General features: G+C 66.6%; 18 protein-coding genes and 1 pseudogene. 9 read left to right on the forward strand and 10 right to left on the reverse strand.

Annotated features, from left to right (window positions below; translation table 11 throughout):
- Positions 1 to 229: 229 nt before the first annotated feature.
- From MKAN_RS21540 to MKAN_RS21550, 3 genes are all read left to right on the forward strand, one after another.
- Positions 230 to 928 (forward strand): MspA family porin, encoded by a 699-nt coding sequence (locus MKAN_RS21540; RefSeq protein WP_023371983.1) that lies wholly within the window; start codon positions 230 to 232, stop codon positions 926 to 928.
- A gap of 262 nt (positions 929 to 1190) precedes the next feature.
- Positions 1191 to 2825 carry a triacylglycerol lipase LipY gene (gene lipY / locus MKAN_RS21545; RefSeq protein WP_036391816.1) on the forward strand — a complete coding sequence of 545 codons (1635 nt, stop codon included), beginning with the start codon at positions 1191 to 1193 and terminating at the stop codon, positions 2823 to 2825.
- Positions 2826 to 2937: 112 nt separating this feature from the next.
- Entirely contained in the window at positions 2938 to 3168 is a 231-nt protein-coding gene (locus MKAN_RS21550; RefSeq protein WP_023371985.1) for a hypothetical protein, read from the forward strand.
- 153 nt (positions 3169 to 3321) lie between these two features.
- Here the strand turns inward: MKAN_RS21550 and MKAN_RS21555 are convergent, their stop codons facing one another.
- A complete protein-coding gene (locus MKAN_RS21555; protein WP_023371986.1) occupies positions 3322 to 3987 on the reverse strand; it encodes a TetR/AcrR family transcriptional regulator in 666 nt (221 codons plus the stop codon).
- 243 nt (positions 3988 to 4230) lie between these two features.
- Here MKAN_RS21555 and MKAN_RS21560 point away from each other — a divergent pair, with 243 nt between their 5' ends.
- A complete protein-coding gene (locus tag MKAN_RS21560) occupies positions 4231 to 5037 on the forward strand; it encodes a spirocyclase AveC family protein (protein ID WP_023371988.1) in 807 nt (268 codons plus the stop codon).
- Positions 5038 to 6255: pseudogene (locus tag MKAN_RS21565) on the forward strand (cytochrome P450).
- Positions 6256 to 6270: 15 nt separating this feature from the next.
- Here the strand turns inward: MKAN_RS21565 and MKAN_RS21570 are convergent.
- From MKAN_RS21570 to MKAN_RS21580, 3 genes are all read right to left on the reverse strand, one after another.
- A complete protein-coding gene (locus tag MKAN_RS21570; RefSeq protein WP_133163486.1) occupies positions 6271 to 6675 on the reverse strand; it encodes a hypothetical protein in 405 nt (134 codons plus the stop codon).
- A 103-nt stretch (positions 6676 to 6778) separates the two neighbouring features.
- A complete protein-coding gene (locus MKAN_RS21575; protein ID WP_036391818.1) occupies positions 6779 to 7912 on the reverse strand; it encodes a glycoside hydrolase 5 family protein in 1134 nt (377 codons plus the stop codon).
- A gap of 119 nt (positions 7913 to 8031) precedes the next feature.
- Complete coding sequence (locus tag MKAN_RS21580; protein WP_023371993.1) at positions 8032 to 8511, reverse strand: winged helix-turn-helix transcriptional regulator; 480 nt, start codon at positions 8509 to 8511, stop codon at positions 8032 to 8034.
- A gap of 86 nt (positions 8512 to 8597) precedes the next feature.
- Here MKAN_RS21580 and MKAN_RS21585 point away from each other — a divergent pair, with 86 nt between their 5' ends.
- From MKAN_RS21585 to MKAN_RS21600, 4 genes are all read left to right on the forward strand, one after another.
- Positions 8598 to 9740, forward strand: a complete 1143-nt coding sequence (locus tag MKAN_RS21585) for an acyl-CoA dehydrogenase family protein (RefSeq protein WP_023371994.1) — start codon at positions 8598 to 8600, stop codon at positions 9738 to 9740.
- Positions 9741 to 9745: 5 nt separating this feature from the next.
- Positions 9746 to 10735: an LLM class F420-dependent oxidoreductase gene (locus MKAN_RS21590; protein WP_036391820.1), complete on the forward strand. Its 990-nt coding sequence runs from the start codon at positions 9746 to 9748 to the stop codon at positions 10733 to 10735.
- Positions 10736 to 10963: 228 nt separating this feature from the next.
- Positions 10964 to 11149 (forward strand): hypothetical protein, encoded by a 186-nt coding sequence (locus tag MKAN_RS31500; RefSeq protein ID WP_023371996.1) that lies wholly within the window; start codon positions 10964 to 10966, stop codon positions 11147 to 11149.
- Positions 11146 to 12072, forward strand: a complete 927-nt coding sequence (locus tag MKAN_RS21600; protein ID WP_023371997.1) for a DUF808 domain-containing protein — start codon at positions 11146 to 11148, stop codon at positions 12070 to 12072. Before MKAN_RS31500 ends, MKAN_RS21600 begins: the two co-directional genes overlap by 4 nt.
- Here MKAN_RS21600 and MKAN_RS21605 read toward each other — a convergent pair.
- The 6 genes from MKAN_RS21605 to MKAN_RS21630 form a co-directional block, all read right to left on the reverse strand.
- On the reverse strand, positions 12069 to 12872 hold the full coding sequence (locus tag MKAN_RS21605) for an SDR family NAD(P)-dependent oxidoreductase (protein WP_023371998.1): 804 nt from the start codon (positions 12870 to 12872) through the stop codon (positions 12069 to 12071). The genes MKAN_RS21600 and MKAN_RS21605 overlap by 4 nt on opposite strands.
- Before the next feature lie 21 nt (positions 12873 to 12893).
- Complete coding sequence (locus tag MKAN_RS21610) at positions 12894 to 13589, reverse strand: TetR/AcrR family transcriptional regulator (RefSeq protein WP_225722798.1); 696 nt, start codon at positions 13587 to 13589, stop codon at positions 12894 to 12896.
- A gap of 62 nt (positions 13590 to 13651) precedes the next feature.
- Positions 13652 to 14278, reverse strand: a complete 627-nt coding sequence (locus tag MKAN_RS21615; protein ID WP_225722799.1) for a DUF732 domain-containing protein — start codon at positions 14276 to 14278, stop codon at positions 13652 to 13654.
- A gap of 38 nt (positions 14279 to 14316) precedes the next feature.
- Complete coding sequence (locus MKAN_RS21620) at positions 14317 to 16017, reverse strand: patatin-like phospholipase family protein (RefSeq protein WP_023372001.1); 1701 nt, start codon at positions 16015 to 16017, stop codon at positions 14317 to 14319.
- Between the two features lie 18 nt (positions 16018 to 16035).
- Positions 16036 to 16923, reverse strand: coding sequence for an Rv3090 family protease (locus MKAN_RS21625; RefSeq protein WP_036391227.1), 888 nt, complete (start codon positions 16921 to 16923; stop codon positions 16036 to 16038).
- Between the two features lie 53 nt (positions 16924 to 16976).
- Positions 16977 to 18422, reverse strand: coding sequence for a protein adenylyltransferase SelO (locus tag MKAN_RS21630; protein ID WP_023372002.1), 1446 nt, complete (start codon positions 18420 to 18422; stop codon positions 16977 to 16979).
- Positions 18423 to 18437 lie beyond the last annotated feature (15 nt).

Below are 18437 nucleotides of genomic sequence, written 5' to 3' on the forward strand. Positions count from 1 at the left end.
TCCGCCACGAATTCCTGGCTATGTGTCAAGCTTACTCGCCGAGCGCACATAATGAGCGTTCGACGACGACGCAATACCGGACATGCTCAGCGATGAACGTTGAGCGGCAACGGTCTTTCCAGACTGTCCTGTTTGTATCGCAAACCGGCTACAAAGGCGCAACGACTCTGACTTTCGTCAATCAGCAAAGCCGTAGAATAACCGTGCGATGCCTAGCGTATCGGCTGTGATGCCGATTTCCGCGGTAGTTCGCCGTGCTGCGGTTCTGGCTTTGTGCCTCGTCGTATCAGTGACCGCGCCTTCGGCGGGTGCCCAACCCGACGCCGAACCTCCTCCCGGTGCAGCCCCGCCGTCCGATGGGTCGGTACCCCCCGGCACGCCGGTAAGGGTGAACACCCCTGACGGCTGGGTGCTGGCTCTCGGCGGCAAGGACGAGAAACACGTCCCAGTGGCGCCGCTGACCACCGCGCTGTCATCTCGTGAATACCTCTCCAGCGGAATATTTGGGGCTTCGCTGACCGGGCCGGAACCCCCTCGAGGCGTCTTCGAGGTCGGCTACGAGATCGGTTGCGGGATCGACCAGAGCACCTCCAACGGCTACGTGATGGCAAATGGCAGCGGAATTTCTCCCTCGATCGCCGCCGAGCTGCCACTGGGGCCCGGCCAGCCGCCGATCGTCATACCACTGGCCAGTGGGCAGTACAACAACGTGGTCAGCGTGGGCCTCAAGCCGGGATTCGTCGTCATCGTGCCGGTGGTCAGGAAGGACTTCAAGGGGCCAAGTCCCTGGATTATGATCAGTGACTTCCATATCAAGATCGACGGGTGCGTCGGCCAGTCGTTCATTCGCTCGTACGCGACCCTGACCCGCATTACCGATGAATCCGACGTAGTGCTGTCCTACGTCGGCTCCACCAAGGCCGTTTGACCCTGGGGGCGAAGCCGATTCCGGTTCCGCCCCTGCAGGAATGAGTCGCGGGGCGCGAACTTCTTCGATGCCCCGGGTCCTCGCGGGACGCCTTGCGATTTTTGGCGCGCGGCGCTCCCGGCCGTTTGCCGAAATGTGGGGACTGACAAAGCGACTGCGACAGAAACTCTTCGGCTAAGACGTCGACGAGGTACGTTCCTGGATTAGGGCTGATCGCGTGGTAACCGAGGGGAGTAGAGGGGGACAGGTCATGAGCTTTTGGATGTGGCCGCCTGAAGTCAATTCGGTGCTGCTGCTGGAGGGACCGGGATCGGGGCCGATGCTCGAGGCGGCGGCGGCCTGGGATGGGATCGGCACTGAATTGAGCTCAGCGGCGAACGCATTTGGCTCGATCACCTCCGACCTGGGCGGCCAGGCCTGGCAGGGCGCGGCGTCGGCATCGATGACGACCGCAGCCTCCCGGTATGTGGACTGGCTGGGACGGACAGCCGCTCAAGCCGAACAGTCGGCCGCTCAAGCCAGGGCGGCGGCCATCGCCTATGAAGCCGCGCTGGCCGGCATCGTGCATCCCGAACTGATAACTGCCAACCGGGGCCAGCTGGTGTCGCTGGTGGTCGCCAACCTTTTCGGCCAGAACGCACCGGCGATCGCGGCCGCCGAGGCTGCATACGAGCAGATGTGGGCTCAGGACGTCGTCGCGATGGGCGGATATCACAGCAGCGCCTCGGCGACGGTCGCGCTGCTGGCCCCGTGGGAACAAGCGCTGCAGAATCTGCCTGGGCTACCGGGCGAACTCGCCAAAGCGATCGGGAACGGTTTCGCCTTGGCAGAGCAGGAAATTCAGCAGACCCCCACGGCACTGGCCGCCGCATTCACCCGGGTATCTGACACCGTCATCACCGGCATCTTCGGGTCACCGGCTAATCCCCCCTTCCCGGCAACGGAGGCGGGAACTTTCACCGGCACACCATCGCTGGCGACGAGAATCGAAGAAGCCGCGCTGTGGCCGGTAAAGCCCCTGCTGAATTTATCCGGCCTGGAAACTCAGATTTCGGCGCCCGGAAGCCCGCTTCTGGCATTGTTTGCCAGCGACATCCCGCCGCTATCATGGTTTCTCGGGAACTCGCCGCCACCGTTCTTGAATTTGCTGCTGGGGCAGACGGTCCAGTACACCACGTACAACGGCATGAGCGTCGTACAGATCACACCGGCGCATCCCACCGGCGAATACGTGGTCGCCATTCATGGGGGCGCATTTATCTTCCCGCCCTCGTTTTTGCACTGGATCAATTACTCGGTGATGGCCCAGCAAACCGGCGCCACCGTGCAAGTCCCGATTTATCCGTTGCTGCAGCAAGGTGGTACCGCCGGCACGGTGGTACCCACGATGGCCGGTTTCATCTCCACGCAAATCGCTCAGCACCAGGCGTCCAACGTCAGCGTGATCGGCGACTCGGCGGGCGGCAACCTCGCCCTGGCGGCTACCCAGTACCTGGTGGACCACGGGGGTCCCGTGCCGTCGTCGATGGTTCTGGTGTCGCCATGGCTAGACGTAGGAATGACCAATCCGAATATTGCGCTGATCCAGGATCCGTTGCTTCCTGTCGGGCCTGCGCAGCAGATCGGCAAGGTATGGGCAGGCAATCTCGACGTGAACGACCCGCTGGTGAGTCCGCTGAACGGCTCGCTGAGCGGTCTGCCGCCGACGTATGTCTACTCGGGCAACCTGGACATCCTGGCGGCCGACGTGTTAGTCCTGCAGCAGGCGGCGGCGACTCAGGGCGCCCCGATCAGCTTCGTCCTGGCCAACGGCCAGATTCACGACTGGATTCTGCTTACTCCGGACGGTTTCCAATACTGGCCGCAGATCAACCGGGAACTCGGTATCGCGGCCTGACCACCGACGGGTAGCCAGCCGGATAGGCGTCGTGACGTTGTTTACGACCGTTCAGGCGGGGAACTCAGTCAGCTGCTTCGGTTGTCCGCGACGATTGACGGAAGGAGCCACGGTGGCGGTCAAGAGTCTCACCGGCTTCGCCGGCGCTGTTCATGAGGCCGTCGTTGCGGTTCTCGATGCAATCGTCACCGCTGGGGACGACCGCCGCGAGCATCTTGAGCATGCCAAGCGCGCAATCGAGAAGGCGTTACACGATTCCCGCAGCGGCGCAGAGTGGTATCTGGCTGAGCACCTACGCCAGGGGATCAAGGACGTGGAGGCGCGAACACGGGACGCCGCCTAATTTTTCTGTGAGCCGGCACCCGATCCGCGAGATCGCAGACGAGTACTTATCAGACCTCAACCACCGGCCAATCCGGCCACGGCATGGTCATCCCGGGCCGCGCTTGACCCGCGGGGCTGCGACGGCCCGGGCCGGGCCGGGCACGGTTGGTGCTCAGTCTCGACGATGCAGGAAGCCGTGCAGAATCGCCTGGACGAGTTCGTCGACGATCGCCTCCCGCGGGGGCGGCACGGACCCGAAGAAGGTCGACCGTAGTGCGACCATGCCGACGATCATCGCCACCGTCGAGTGTGCCGGCAGGTCCGGCTGACTCGACCGGATGCCGCGCAAGCGCATGCCCTCGGCGCTGATCTGACCGAGCACCGCAATAGCCCGCCGCATGTCGGCGATGCCGGTGTCCTCGGTTTCCTCCTCGCCGAAAGCCTCCGACGCCGCGAGCGTCAGCAGCAGACCCCGATGGTCCACGAGCACGTCGTAGAGCTGCTCGACGAAATGGCGGGCCAATTCCTCTTCGTCGGTCTCCTCCGGGACGACCGACTGCCAGGTCCGGCTGAACTCGTCGACGAAACTGGTGAAAGGAAGGACCAGCGCTTCCCGGAACAGCCCGGCCTTCGAGCCGAAGTGACGAAAAAGCAGGTATTCGCTCACTCCGGCCGCCTGTGCGATTTCACGTGTCGTGGTGCTGCGGTAGTCCTGGCGGGCGAACAGCTCGCGCGCGGCATCGAGCAGGAGCCTGCGCGGCTCACCGCGAGGCCGGCGGAATGGCTGGACCGCTGCTTGGGCCGCCGGCCCCTTTCTGGGCGAAAGTCGCTGGGACACGGTCTTTGCTCCTGGGCACTCCGGAACCGAGCTGAGCGGTTGACGGCATTTCACGATGGCCGGCCTTGACCTCCGACTAGAATAGTATCCACTATCCTAAAGCTGGGTAGGCCTGCCGGAAGGGCGTGTCGTGGGCGCGGTCATCATGCTCGGAACCCTGTTCGGGCTGATCGCCGTGATCTTCGGTCTGGTCATCCACTTCGACCCGGAAGCGCGTCGTGGCCCGCGTGACGGGCGCTCACGATGAGTACCCAGTTGACGCCGTTGCTGACAGCGGCCGTCATCTTCGGCTGGGGTAGCGGCATCGTGTTCACCGCGACGGGTGGGTATCTGAGCGTTCGCCGCCGTCGCCTGCACCCATTGCTCCTGCTGTGCATCTCGGCGATCTCGTTTTCGTGGATCGAGGCGCCCTACGACTGGGCGATGTACGCACAGTTCCCGCCCGCCCTACCAAGGGCGCCGTCGTGGTGGCCGCTGAACATGACGTGGGGTGGGCTGCCCTCGTCGGTGCCGGTCGGCTATATCGGCTACTTCGTGCTGCCCGCCGTGATCGGCGCGACGCTCGGGCGACGGTTGAGCGCGCGGTTCGGCTGGCTCGCCGGGAATAAGAGGCCGATCACGCTGCTGATTGTCGGGCTCGTCGTCGGCTTCTGCTGGGCCTTCGTCTTCAACGCGTTCGTCGGAGCCCGGCTCGGCGTCTTCCATTACGGCTACGTGATCCCCGGCCTGGCAATCTTCGAGGGCACCAAGCATCAGTACCCGGTCTACGACTCCCTGGCATTGGGCGTGCAGATGATGGTCTTCACCTACCTGCTGGGCCGCACGGATTCCCAGGGACGAAACGTCATCGAGTTGTGGGCCGACAAGCGGTCGACGAGCCGGCTGCAGTCGGCAGTGCTGTCCGTCGTCGCCGTCGTCGTCATCGGAAACCTGCTCTACGGGGCGGTCTTTGCGCCCCACCTCGTCACCAAGCTGGGCGGGTGGGTGACCGCTGGGCCGACGGAGCAGCTATTCCCCGGCGTATCGAACCAACCCCGGCAGGGCGGATGAGTGGCCACCCAACCGACTGCGGAACTTTACTACGATCCGTTCGACTTCGACATCGACGACGATCCGTATCCGGTGTGGAAACGGATGCGGGCCTAGGCGGCCTAAGCCCCACTGTATTTCAACGACAAGTACAACTTCTATGCGTTGAGTCGGCACGACGACGTGGCAGCCGCACTGCATGATTGGCAGACGTATCGGTCGGGACGGGGCACCACGGCCGACATCTTGTTCAGCGCCATCGAAGTTCCGCCGGGAATCCCGCTGTTCGAGGATCCGCCGCTGCACGATCTGCACCGGCGCTTGTTGTCGCGGGTTTTCACCCTCCGGCGGATGCTGGCCGTCGACGGACTGGTGCGTGAATTCTGTTGTCGCGCATTGGATCCGCTTCGCGATTCGGACGGGTTCGACTTCGTCGCCGATCTGGGGGCGATCAAGCCGATGCGCACCATCGGCTATCTGCTGGGCATCCCCGAGGAGGCGCGACAGCTGATCCGTGACCGCAACGACAAGAACCTCGCGGTCGGACCGCGACGAGAGGGGATCAGCCCGACGATCTTCGAGGATTCGATGGCGATGTTCGCCGAGTACATCGAGTGGCGGGCGACGCATCCCTCCGACGATCTGATGACAGATCTGCTCAACGCGGAAGTCGACGAACCAGACGGATCCCGGCGGCGCCTCGAACGCAACGAAGTTTTGGCCTACACCGCGATGATCGCGGGTGCCGGCAACGAAACCACCGCGCCGCTGATCGGTTTCATGGGCCAACTGCTCGGCGAGCACCCCGGCCGACGACGACAGCTCGTCGCGGATCCGCACCTGATCGCCTCAGCGGTCGAGGAGACCCTGCGCTACGAGCCGCCGTCGCCGGTGCAGGCGCGCTACGTCGCTCGCAACGTCGAGCTGTACGGGCACACCGTGACCGAGGGCTCCTACATGCTGCTGCTCAATGGTTCGGCGAATCGGGACGAGACGAGATTCAGCGAGCCGGATCGCTACGACATCCACCGCAAAGGTGGCCATTTGAGCTTCGGGCTGGGACTGCATTTCTGCCTCGGCTCGGCGCTGGCGCGCCTGGAGGCGCGGGTCGCATTCGAAGAGGTCCTCAAGCGATGGACCGACTGGGAGGTCGACTACGACAACGCCAGCAGGGCACGGACGTCCAGTGTGCGGGGCTGGGCGCGACTGCCGGTCAAGACCGTTGGGGCCAAGCCCTGATCAATGCGAAGCGGGTCAGCGGTGGCCGGGCGCGTTGGGGTTGCAGTCGATGCGATCGGGGATGTAGCAATCCGGAATGATCCAGTCGCTGAGCGGATCCTTGGGATTGACACGCACCGAACCTTTCGGCAGCTCAGGAGCTTTGCCCGGCTCGAGAGTGAAGGTATTGGAGAAGATGGCCGGCTGATCCCGGGCCAACCGGAGCAGCACCCCGCCCTGCCGGACGCAGATAAGTCCAACGGCCGGCGGCTCTTTGGACGGGTCCGGCATCGCCTCCGAGCTCGGGTAGACGAGGTTGCACAGATCCTGGGCGCTGAGGATGTGGTACGGGGGGTCGTCGGCCTGCACCGGCGGAGCGACCAGCAGCCCCGCTCCGAGAACACCCATTCCTATTGCGCCTACGGCGAGTTCCCGAAACATGTCCACCACCTCGTGGTTGTGCGCGACTCACCGGAATCATAGCGGTCGGAGGCGCGTCGCGGAACAATTTGCTTTCTCACCCCTGCAGCGATGTCGCCCAGCGTTATTCCTGCTGGACGCCGGTCAGCTTGCGAATCGTTTGGAGTTCGCCGTCCTGATAGGCCCGCCCGTTCGGCCGCAGCAGGTCGCTGAACCACACCTTCGGTGGCGTACGGTACGGGTGATCCCACGAGTCCCACGGCAGGTACGTCTGGGTCTTTCCGGCGACCATACCCCAGTTGAACGCTCCAACGTTGTGCCGCTTGGCAATTGGCAGAATTCCCTCGACCGTGCTGCCCCGGGTGCGGGCCAGGTATTCGGTGCAGACGACCGGGCGCCCCAGTGGCGAAAGTTCGGCGATCCGGGCTTCGAAGTCGGCCGGCGCGGCATAGCTGTGGAAGGTGATCACGTCCGAGTTGTCCAGTTGGATGCCGCTGATCGTGCTGCGTTGTCCGGGGTCAGCCCAGTTTCCTTGCCAGACCCCACTGGTCAACGGCTGAGCAGGATCGACTGCCCGCGCCCACCGGAACACCTGGGGCAGCAAGTCGGCGACCAGCGCCAGTTTGTCACTGCGCTCCACCTTGCGATACACGCGTGCGGGATTGTCGGGTTCGTTCCACAGGTCCCAACCCAAAACCCGGTCGTCACTGCGGAACTGGCCCACGACTCCGGTGACATAGTCGTGAAGCACGCTGACGTAGCGGCGATCACCGAGGTGTTCGGCACCCGGGCTTTGCACCCACCCGGAGTTGTGCACCCCGGGCCTCGGCGGGCGCTGACGGCCCGGCCTGGGGAACGGGTCCCAGCACGAGTCGAACAATACGAAAAGCGGCTTGATGCCGTGACGCGCGGCGATCGCGACGAACTGCGCGAGACGCCCTTGGAAGCCTTGGCGGTCCTGGGCCCACAGTTGGTCGTGGAGAAAGACCCGCATCGTGTTGAACCCGAGTGACCGCGCCGCGGCGAGCTCGCCGTCGATGCGCCGTGAGTCATAGGTGCCCGGCTGGAACATCTCCAGCTGGTTGACGGCGTTGGACGTGATGTAGTTGGCGCCGACGAGCCAGCCCTGCGCTTGATACCAGCTGTTGGCACGCTCGGCCGGCCACCGGCCCGGTTCGGCACCGGCGCGCCCGGCTGTGGCCACCGCCGTGCCCGCTGCCAGCAGCAGCGGTAGCTTCAGCGCGGTCCGACGGTCCACGGAAAAACCATAATTTCGCCAGTTGATCCGTATGGCGTTGGTCAGCAACGTGTTTGGAGTTGCTTATCGATTCGAAACGTTTGAGGTTGGGAATCGTTACTTGCGTTGTGCGGCGGCGCTTACCGCGATGCCGACAGCCTGTCGCGAAATCCCGGGCCGGCCTCGGGGGTCACGTTGCGTGCGGTGATCTCTTCACCGCAGTGCATGCAGACCAGGCGGGGGTCGACCAATTCGCCGCAGGTGTGGTGTCGCAGCATGATCGGCGGGCCGTCAGGGTGGGGCAAATGCTCGTCGCCCCACCGCATGAGCACGACGATCGCTGCGAAGAGCTCGCGGCCGGCCTCGGTGAGCCGGTACTCGTGCCGTTCGGGATCGCGGGAGTAGGGGACGCGGTCGAGAAGGCCGACGTCGACGAGCATCCGCAGCCGCGACGACAGGGTGGGGCGCGGGATGTTGAGGTTGCGGGCGAGCTGGCCGAAGCGCTGCACCCCGAAGAACGCCTCACGCAGGATGAGCAGCGTCCAGCGCTCACCGACCAACTCGAGGGCCCGTCCGACCGACTCGCCGTCGAAGCGATGGGACAACTCGGCGGGGTGCATAGTTCAATGACTTTACCGGTTCAATTACTGAACCGACAGGAGTAAGTTGATTGAACCGCCGCCGTCACCGTCACCAGGAGCCGTCGATGAATCACCGCGACGCCGAGATCGAGAACCTTGCCGAGAAGATCGCACTCTCGGCTCGCGAACTTTCCGGGCAGATCGACCACGATCGCCGACTTCCCGACGAACTCGTGGCCAGCCTGAATGGGGCCGGCCTGCTGCGCGCCACTATGCCCCGCGAGGTCGACGCGTTGGAGTTGGCACCGGGAGTGGCGCTGCGGTGCGCCGAAGCGATCGCGCGCGGTGACGCCTCCGCGGGATGGTGCGTGTCGATCGCTATCACCAGCGCACTGCTGGTCGCCTACCTGCCGGCGTCCAGCCGCGAGGAGATGTTCGGCGGCGGGCCGCGAAACGGGCACGGTGTCGCGGCCGGGGTATGGGCCCCGCGGGGCACGGCGCGCTCCGTTGACGGCGGCGTCGTGGTGTCCGGGCGCTGGCCGTTCTGCAGCGGGATCAGCCACGCGGACATGATGTTCGCCGGTTGCTTCATCGACGATCAGCGGGTGCCCTCCGTCGTCGCGTTGCCCAAAGCGGACCTGAAGGTCCTCGACACCTGGCACACCCTGGGCCTGCGGGGCACGGGCAGCCACGACAGCGTCGCCGACGACGTTTTCGTGCCCGCCGACCGGGTGCTCTCGGTGTTCGACGGGCCCGTCCTCGACCGGCCGCTGTATCGCTTTCCGGTGTTCGGCTTCTTCGCGTTGTCGATCGGCGCCGCCGCGCTGGGCAATGCCCGGGCCGCGATCGACGACCTGGTCGAACTGGCCGGTGGAAAAAAGGGGCTGGGCTCCGCGCGCACCCTGGCCGAGCGCCCGTCGACCCAGGCGGCGGTGGCGACCGCCGAAGCGGCGCTGGGAGCCGCTCGCGCGCTGTATTACCAGGCAATCGACGCGGCCTGGCAGGCCAGCCACGACACCGAGCCGGTGCCGGTGGCGTTGCGCAACCGGCTGCGGCTGGCGGCCACGCATGCGGCGCGGACCTCGGCCGACGTGGTGCGCACCATGTACGACCTGGCGGGCGGAACCGCCATCTACGACAGTTCACCACTGCAGCGCCGGTTCCGGGACGCCTTCACCGCCACCGCCCACTTCCAGGTCAACGAGGCCTCCCGCGAGCTGCCCGGCCGGCTGCTGCTCGACCAGCCCGCCGACGTGTCGATGCTGTGAGCGGCATCGACGTCGAGGTCGTCCTGCCGTTTTGGCTGGACCGGCCCGACCACGAAGCAATCGAAGTCGCGCTGGCGGCCTCCGACGCGGGCTTCGACGGCCTCTGGATCGGCGAGATGGCCACCTATGACGCGTTCGCGCTGGCCACCGCGGTCGGAATGCGGGCGCCCCACCTGACCCTGAAAATCGGCCCGCTGGCCGTCGGTGTCCGCGGCCCGGTGACACTGGCGCTGGGCGTCGCCTCGGTTGCCGCCCTCACCGGCAATCGGGTCGACCTTGCCCTGGGGGCGTCCAGTCCGGCGATCGTGAGTGGCTGGCACAACCGCCAGTGGGCACACCATGTGCCGGTCATGCGCGAAACCATCGAATGCCTGCGGCCGATATTGGCCGGCGAGCGCGTCGACTACGCCGGCCGGCACGTCAGCAGCCACGGTTTCCGGCTCCGCGACGCACCGCCCGATACCCGAATTGCGTTGGGGGCGTTCGGTCCCGGCATGATCCGGCTGGCGGCCCGGCACGCCGACGAAGTGGTGCTCAACCTCGCGTCGCCGGCGCGCGTCGCGCAGGTTCGGGAGGTCCTCGACACAGAAGCCGCCGCGGTCCGCCGTCCCGCGCCGCGCCTGACGGCCTGGGTGCCGGTCGCGGTCAACCCGGGTGCTGCCGCGCACGCGCAGGTGGCGGCTCAGCTGGCCGTGTATCTCGCGCCGCCCGGCTACGGCGAAATGTTCGCCGCGCTGGGCTTCGGCGACCTCGTCCGCAGCGCGCGCACCGGCGCAACCCGACGCGAACTGGCGGCGGCCGTCCCCGTCGAACTGCTCGATCAGGTGGGTGCGCTGGGCGGTGCCGACGAGGTCGCAGCTCGGCTGCGGGCCTATCACGACGCCGGTGCCGACTGCGTCGCCGTCGTGCCCTCGACAGCCGAAGACCCCGGTGGCCGGATGACGCTGCGCACTGTCCGGGAGATCGTGCCCCTGGTCGACAGTCCTGCCGAGTAGCCCGATCCCCGGATCGGGCGGTCGGCGTCCCTGCTGAGTGTCGGCCCCCATCGTTAGACCCGCTGCGGAGGTCGCCTTGACGCTCGCAGGGGCGTCGACGGCCATGGGCTGGTTTCGTGGTTCGGCGACGGCATCGCGGACCGATGTGGTGCCCGCGCGGGGCCGAAGTCGCGCATGTTGGCAGTAAGCGCGGGTTTAGCCGCTGCGACTTCGGGCGAAGTCTCAGGCATGCCCGAGACGACCGAACTGATGGTGGCTCACCTCGGCGGCAGCGCAATCACTCGAACGTGCGCAGACCGCGGCGCCGAGGCGATCGTGGCGAACGGCGCCGGCTTCGCGGGCTTAGCCGGCTTAGCCGACGGTCAAGTGCAACGGCAAACGGTAACCTCGATCGCCATGGGGGAGACCCGATGAGCGCGGGGCTGTTCGGCCTCCTGGACGACGTCGCGGCCCTGGCGCGGCTGGCCGCGGCCTCGGTCGACGACATCGGCAGCGCCGCCGGCCACGCAAGCGTCAAGGCCGCCGGGGTGGTCGTCGACGACACCGCGGTCACCCCGCAATACGTGCACGGGATCGCCGCCGAGCGCGAACTGCCGATCATCAAGCGCATTGCGATCGGATCGCTGCGCAACAAGCTGCTGATCATCCTGCCGGCCGCGATGCTGCTGAGTCAGTTCGTTCCATGGCTGCTGACCCCGATCCTGATGCTGGGCGCCACCTACCTCTGCTATGAGGGTGCCGAAAAAGCCTGGGGCAGCATCCGCGGTCATGATTCCGAGGCCGGCGCGGCCAGCGAGCAGGAGGTGGTGAGCGGCGCAGTCCGGACCGACCTGATCCTGTCGGCCGAGATCATGGTGATCGCCCTCAACGAGGTGGCCAGCCAGAGGTTCTTGCCGCGGCTCGTCATCCTCGTCGTTGTTGCCCTGATCATCACCGCAGTGGTGTATGGGGCCGTCGGCGCCATCGTCAAGATGGACGACGTGGGCCTGCGGCTCGCCGAAACCGGATCCCGGTTGGGCCGGCAGGTCGGCCGGGGCCTGGTCGCCGCGATGCCGAGACTGCTCTCAGCGCTCGCGACGGTCGGGACGGTGGCCATGCTGTGGGTGGGCGGTCACATCCTGTTGGTCGGCAGCGACCGCGTCGGCTGGCACCTGCCGTACGCATTGATTCACCACGTCGAGGAGCAGGTGCGCCACGCTACGGGATCCGCGGGCGCGGTGCTGGCCTGGCTGGTCGACACGGGGGCGTCGGCAGTCATCGGATTGGCCGTCGGAGCCATGGTCGTGCCATTGGTGCATGTGCTGCCGTTTCGGCGGGACGGTCGTGCCGCCGGTTAGATGAAGTCCGAACCGCCGTCGACGTTCACCGTTGCGCCGGTGACATAGCCGTTGCGCCGCGACACCAGGTAAGCGGTGATCGAGGCGACCTCCTCGGGAAGACCGGCGCGGCCCAGATCGCATGGGTGGTGAAAATGCTTGTCGATCCAGGTCATAACGTCGTGCGGATCGGTGGCATCCAGGCCGTCGGCGGCCAGGACATCGTTGAGCTGTTCGGTGAAGCTGGCCGTGACGATGGTCCCCGGGCACACGCAGTTGACCAGAATGCCGTCCTTGGCAAGGCTTTTCGACAAGTTCTTGGTGACACTGGACAGCGCCGCCTTCGATGCGGTGTAGGCGACCAGGCGCGGACTTTGGCGCTGAATAGAGTGCGCGGACAGCGTGACGACGCGAGCCCAGTCCGCAGCCCGCAGCAAGGGCAAGGCCGCGCGAATCGAACGGACACCCGACATGGTGCCCAGCGTGAACGCGGCATCCCAGGCCGCATCGTCCAGCTCTTCGAAATACCCGGCGCCCGGTCCGATCGTGTGGACCAAGCAATTCAGCTGTCCCCAGCGCTCGGAGACTTCGGCGAAGGCATCGGTGATGGCGGTGGCGTCGGCCATGTCCGCACTGATCCCGACGGCATCCGGGGCGCCGGCCGTGCGGAGCCTGTCGACGGCCGCGTCGAGCGCCGCCCGGCCCCTGGCCATGACGGCCACACTGGCTCCTTCGGCGGCAAGGGTTTCCGCGATGGCCAGCCCCATACCCTTGCTGCCCCCGGTGACGACAGCCTTCGATCCGGTGAAGCCGAGGTCCATTGCACTTTCTTAGCAGGCGGCTTAGCAGCCGGTGCCTGCCACTTCGGCGATGGTGTTCGACGCCACGCCCAACCCGCGCAGACAGAACCGGACGGTGCGTTCCCGAACGCCGTCGCGCTCACAATTGCCCGATGCCCACTGCTGTTCGGTGCTGGCCCAGACCACGCCCTGGATGGATTGCGCCTCGTCCACCGGATGGATGTCGTGAAACAGGTTCTGCTGCAGGCCCAGATGAAGCTGTTCGATCAGCGGCTTGAGAGTCTCGACGTAGGCCGGCGCAACGAGCTCGGGGGTGTTGAGCATGTGTGATTGGGCCTCCACCGACAGGTGGCGCAGGTCGGCCTTCACGTTCTCGTCGAAGGCCAGGTCGAGTCGGGCGTCGATCCAGGCGGCCACCGCCTCGACCGGGTTGGCGGCCTTGGCCATATGGGTTCGCAGCCGCGTTGCTTCAACACGCGCCACTTCGAGGAAAACCGCCGCAACCAGTTGGTCTTTCGATTCGAAATGCCGGTAGAAGGCGCGGGTGCTCAGCTGCGCCCGGTCCAAGACGGTGGCGACGTTGAGCCCTCGCACCCCGTGTTCGCGCACCGACATCGAGGCGGCGACCAGGATGGCGCGCCGAATGCCGGGGTCCGGAGCGAGTTTGTGTCGGCGCCGGGTAAGCCGGCCGCTGAGGTTGGTGAGTTGGCGGGAATTCCGGCTACTCGGATCCGTCATAGATGCGTAGGTACCCATCGCGCGGTCCGCGAACACCCCGACGAGAGTCGTTCCGGGAAACGTTACGGACAATAGGTGCGCATCGAGATCGCCACGTAATCCTCGGCGTTGCTGCTCAGCGCCGGATTGCTGGCCCGAAATGCCGCGACTATCTGGTCCACCGTCATGCCCCGGCGAAAGTTCAGGCAGACCAACTTGCCGTTGTAGACGGCGGCGTCGGGATTGGCGAAGGTGATGCCGCGGTCGTTGAGTGACTGAATGTATCCGCTGTCCTGCTCCGGGGTCGAGGCGATGGTCGTGGGAGCCGGCGCGGTGGTCGCCGTGGGGGCGGCCGTCGTCGCCGGCGGAGCCGCGGGTGGCTGCGCACCCTGGCGGGGGGACTTCTCCGTGGTCAGCGCCCAACCGCCGACCACGATGAGCACCGCGATGCCGATACCGAGCAGTAGCAGCGCCGCGGCGCGGCCCCAGGTGGTGCCCCAGGTCTGGACGGCCGCTTCGATTGCGGAAGTCCTGTCGTCGTCGCGGACGTCCTGGCTAGCGTCGGGTTGGTCGGATTCGTCGGGTTGGTCGGGTTGGTCGCTGTGCGACCATGCCGTGTGGACTGCGTTGGTGGGTGCCGAATCCGGCAGGGCGGCAGTCTCGCCGCCGAGTGCGGCGGTTTCCTCGGAAGCCGGGACCGGCTCGGGCATGAGGGCCATGGTAGCCACCCGGGCGATTCACGGTTGCCTTACGTCAGGTGGCGGTTTCGCCACCGTGCCCAGCGTCCGGTCGGCAACTGAATCGCGGCCAGCACCGAGCTCATCGACGACGCCACCGACTTCGCGCGCGCCGCAGGCTCGGCGACCGGCGGGCCGTCGCCTTCCCACCACGTCGGCTGTAACAGCGCGGTGGTCACCGGGATGGCCTGCTCGACGCTGTCGCGTCCCCACTCGCAGGCGCGGTCGATGGCGGCGACAGAGGGCGCCAGGTTGATCGGTGACAGCGTCGGCTGGAATTTGACCAGGTGATCGACATACGGCAGATTGCGCACCATCTGCAACTGGACGGCCTGGGTGATCGGGGCCAGCCACATGTGCCGCGAATCCCATTGCGGATGAAAGCAATCGAAGGCCAGATAGCACGCGTTGCGGGTGCCGAGCTTGCCGTCGCGCACCCGCTTCCAGGCCAGCTCCACGGGCACGTTGCTGGCCGCGCCGCCGTCGACGATCGCCGCGATGTCCTTCTCGGCGCACAGCTCGTCGAGGATGCCGACCATGCGATGGTCGCGCGTTTCGTGGTGCAGCACACCGGGGATGGCCGACGAGAACGATGCGGCGTCGACGACGTCGAAGTCACGGTCCGGGTCGTCGCCGCTGATCACGATGGGCTTGACCACCCGCAAGTCGATGAAGGCCGACACCTGCCACATGCGGGCCGCGACAAGTGGTCCGATGCCGATCGGGCGAAACGGCAACGACCGCAACTGCAGCGCCGCCAGTTCCGGACGGCGAAACCTTGACGGCAGCGCCGCATAGGGCTGCCGGCGCACCCCCGCGACCACGATGTCGAACGGAATGGCCAAGTCCGACATGCGCATTCGCACGCCGTCTGCCCGGCTGAGCAGGGCCAGCGCGAACTGGTCGAAGCGCAGCGCGAAGACGCCGGCCAGGCCGTGACGGCGGCGCAGCCGCTCTGGTCCGAGGATGGCCCGGTAGGACACCGTCTTGGCCCATTCCATGTACTCCTCGATGGGCACCGGTAGGGCCCGGGCCACGAGGCTGCCGATGATCGAGCCGAACGACGAGCCGATCATGTAGTCGGGCAGTTGGCCGGCCTCCAGGAGCCGCTGCAGGCCTCCGATATAGACGAAGCCCGCCCCGCCGCCGCCGCCGAGGATCGTGACGAGCTTCTTGTAGCCGACCTCGGAATCCAGCTCTGCGGCCGAGAAGTCGTTGCCGTGGCGTTCGATCAGCACTCGCCGCTGGTCGTCCTGGTCGGGGGCCAGACTCTGTAGCGCATCGCGCGCCGCCTTCAGGGCAGTGACCGGATCGGCCTCTTCGCGCAGCGGTCCGTACAGCGCGTCGGTGACCCTGGAGCGCCACGGTGCGATTTCGGCGCCGACCGACACGTCGCCGCGGCCGCGGCTGCCGCCCGGGCCGGCCGCGCCCGGCTCGAAGTCGGCGAGCCTGGCGAAATTGAGGAGGTAGCGCAACTTGCGCAGTTCTTCGTCGCTCAGCACGTCGGGGTTGGCGAGGTGCTGGCGGATCAGCCGGTTCTCCATCTTCTGCAGCAGCAGGGCCGGCTCGGCCGAGGGCAGGTCGACGGTGTCGGCTGCCGCCTCGGCCACCTCACCGTCGAAGGCCTCGTGCTCGAACTCCTCGATGAAGTCGAACTCGGCGTCGCGGCGGCCGAAGCGGCCGCGCACGGCGTCGGCGAACGGAATCTCCATGAGCACCAATCTTGTCGGCTAGTGTCCGGGCACGGAAACCGTGGGCAGGGCCGAGCTGCCCGGCCAGCAACCCAGCGGGCTGATTCCCTTGTTGATGGCGGCGGTAATGCAGTTCTGCACCACGACATTCGGGTCGTTGCTGATCGAGCGGGACAGGATCTCGTTGGCCTTGGCCTGGGCTTCGGCGGTCCGTTGCGCCTCCACCGCGATCGAGGTCTGGGCGCGTTGCTGGTTGAGCTGGTTGATCTTGTCCTCGGTGCCCTGGTCGTACTGGATGGTGGGCACGTTGACGTCGAAAATGTCGACCTGGCCACTGACATCCTGGCGCATGATGTCGGCGGCGCGCTTGGCGAGCTTCGGCAGCGGGGAGACGTCGAGGTTCTGCGGGTCCAGCGGGTTGAACGCGGCGAACACCTCGTTGAGCGCCACCGACAGATTCCGCTCGATCAGGTTGACGCGCACGTTGTCGAAGGTCTTGTACTGCTGGAACAGTTCGGGGGCGGCGGGCTGCTTGAGCTGCCAGCGGATGCTGACGTCGGCCAGGGCAGTGGATTGGTTGCCCAGGCGCACCATGATCCGCTGATCGTTGTTGCCCTCCTTGACGTATTTGTCGATCTGCACCGCACCGTCCATCTGGTGGGTCATCTGCCACGGCCACTTGCCGTGGAAGCCGTTGTTGAGGCTGACGCCGTTGGGGCGCCCGAAGGCGGTGACGATGGCGATTTGGCGGGTCCCGACGATGGTGAAGCAGCCCAACAGGAAGAACAGCACCGACGCTGCCAGGGCGCCGATGGTCACCGACTTGGCGCGGGCGCGGGCTTTGTCAGCGCCGGCGAACACCCACAGCAATGCCGCGACTCCGGCCACGATCAAACCCATGGTGAACAGCACGATCTGCCACGTCATCCCTTAGCTCCTTCTGCTGGTGGTGTGTTCAGCAGGGTAGCGATGGCGCGGGCTCAGGTGCCGCAGAAGGTGCGGTAGGCGCCGAAATCCCCGGGCGCGGGACTGGCGTAGCGCTCCAGGCCCGGCCGTTCGGCATAGGGGTGGGTGACGGCGTCGAGGAGCCGTTCGACGGGACCGAGATCTCCCTCCGTGGCCGCCGTCAGCGCCTCCTCGACCAGGTGATTGCGGGGGATGTAGACCGGATTGACCCGGTCCATCAGCTCGGCGTCCGGTCCCAGGGCCTGCCACCGCGACAGCCAGCCATCGAACCTGGCACCGTCGACGAACCGTTCGCGCGCGGGTTCGGCGTCGCCGCGGGCCGCCTTGGCGAGGTGGCGGAAGAACGACGTGTAGTCGACGCGGCTTTCCTGCAGCATCGGCAGTAACTCGTCGACCAGCGTGGTGGGTGTGCGCAAACCCAGCTTGGCGCGCATGCCCGACGACCACACGCCGTCGTAACGGGCGCGGAACACCCCGAAGGCCTGCTCGGCGCGCGCGATGGCCTCCTGGGTGTCGTCGGCGAGCAGCGGAAGCAGCGCCTCGGCGAAGCGGGCGAGGTTCCAGCCCGCGACCACCGGCTGGTTGCCGTAGGCGTAGCGGCCCCAGTGGTCGATCGAGCTGAACACCGTCTCGGGGTCGTAGGCCTCCATGAACGCGCACGGCCCGTAGTCGATGGTCTCGCCGGAGATGGTCATGTTGTCGGTGTTCATCACCCCGTGGACGAAGCCGACGAGCATCCAATGTGCAATCAGCGACGCCTGCGCGGCGACCACCGCTTCGAACAGCGCCAGATAGGGATGCTCGGCGTCGGCGGCGCCGGGGTGATGGCGCACGATCGCGTGGTCGGCCAGCCGCCGTAGTAGGCCGAGGTCGCCGGTGAATGCCGCGTACTGGAAGCTGCCGACGCGCAGGTGGCTGCTTGCGACACGTACCAGCAGGGCACCGGGTAGCAGGGTCTCGCGCTGCACCGGGCGACCGGTACCCACGACGGCCAGGGAGCGCGTCGTCGGGATACTCAGGGCGTGCATCGACTCGCTGACGACGTATTCGCGCAGCATCGGGCCCACGACCGCCCAGCCGTCGCCGCCGCGTGCGAACGGCGTGGGCCCGGAGCCCTTCAGGTGGATGTCGCGAAGACGACCGTCGGCGCTGCTGAGCTCGCCCAGCAACAGCGCCCGCCCGTCGCCCAACCGCGGGACGTAGCCGCCGAACTGATGACCGGCGTAGGCCTGGGCTACCGGCGCGGCGCCGTCGGGCAGCAGGGTGCCGACCAGAAACCGCACCCCGTCGGGGCTGCGCAGCCAGGTCGCGTCGAGGTCAAGCTGCGTGCTCAGCGGCTCGTTGAGCACCAGCAGCCGCGCGTCCGGCGGCGTATCGGCTTGCCAGCGGACCGCCATCTCCGGCAACGCGCGAAAGAAGCGGTCCTGCAGCGCGACTGTCCTATCCGGTGCAACGCTCACCTGACCAGACTACGG

It is taken from the genome of Mycobacterium kansasii ATCC 12478 (genome assembly GCF_000157895.3).
Lineage (GTDB): Bacteria > Actinomycetota > Actinomycetes > Mycobacteriales > Mycobacteriaceae > Mycobacterium > Mycobacterium kansasii.

Excerpts from the sequence above, each read along its gene's own strand:
- MKAN_RS21540 (WP_023371983.1), top strand. The coding sequence starts at position 230 with ATGCCGATTTCCGCGGTAGTTCGCCGTGCTGCGGTTCTGGCTTTGTGC.
- lipY (WP_036391816.1), top strand. The coding sequence starts at position 1,191 with ATGTGGCCGCCTGAAGTCAATTCGGTGCTGCTGCTGGAGGGACCGGGA.
- MKAN_RS21560 (WP_023371988.1), top strand. The coding sequence starts at position 4,231 with ATGAGTACCCAGTTGACGCCGTTGCTGACAGCGGCCGTCATCTTCGGC.
- MKAN_RS21570 (WP_133163486.1), bottom strand. The coding sequence starts at position 6,675 with ATGTTTCGGGAACTCGCCGTAGGCGCAATAGGAATGGGTGTTCTCGGA.
- MKAN_RS21580 (WP_023371993.1), bottom strand. The coding sequence starts at position 8,511 with ATGCACCCCGCCGAGTTGTCCCATCGCTTCGACGGCGAGTCGGTCGGA.
- MKAN_RS21585 (WP_023371994.1), top strand. The coding sequence starts at position 8,598 with ATGAATCACCGCGACGCCGAGATCGAGAACCTTGCCGAGAAGATCGCA.
- MKAN_RS31500 (WP_023371996.1), top strand. The coding sequence starts at position 10,964 with ATGCCCGAGACGACCGAACTGATGGTGGCTCACCTCGGCGGCAGCGCA.
- MKAN_RS21600 (WP_023371997.1), top strand. The coding sequence starts at position 11,146 with ATGAGCGCGGGGCTGTTCGGCCTCCTGGACGACGTCGCGGCCCTGGCG.
- MKAN_RS21605 (WP_023371998.1), bottom strand. The coding sequence starts at position 12,872 with ATGGACCTCGGCTTCACCGGATCGAAGGCTGTCGTCACCGGGGGCAGC.
- MKAN_RS21610 (WP_225722798.1), bottom strand. The coding sequence starts at position 13,589 with ATGACGGATCCGAGTAGCCGGAATTCCCGCCAACTCACCAACCTCAGC.
- MKAN_RS21615 (WP_225722799.1), bottom strand. The coding sequence starts at position 14,278 with ATGCCCGAGCCGGTCCCGGCTTCCGAGGAAACCGCCGCACTCGGCGGC.
- MKAN_RS21620 (WP_023372001.1), bottom strand. The coding sequence starts at position 16,017 with ATGGAGATTCCGTTCGCCGACGCCGTGCGCGGCCGCTTCGGCCGCCGC.
- MKAN_RS21625 (WP_036391227.1), bottom strand. The coding sequence starts at position 16,923 with ATGACGTGGCAGATCGTGCTGTTCACCATGGGTTTGATCGTGGCCGGA.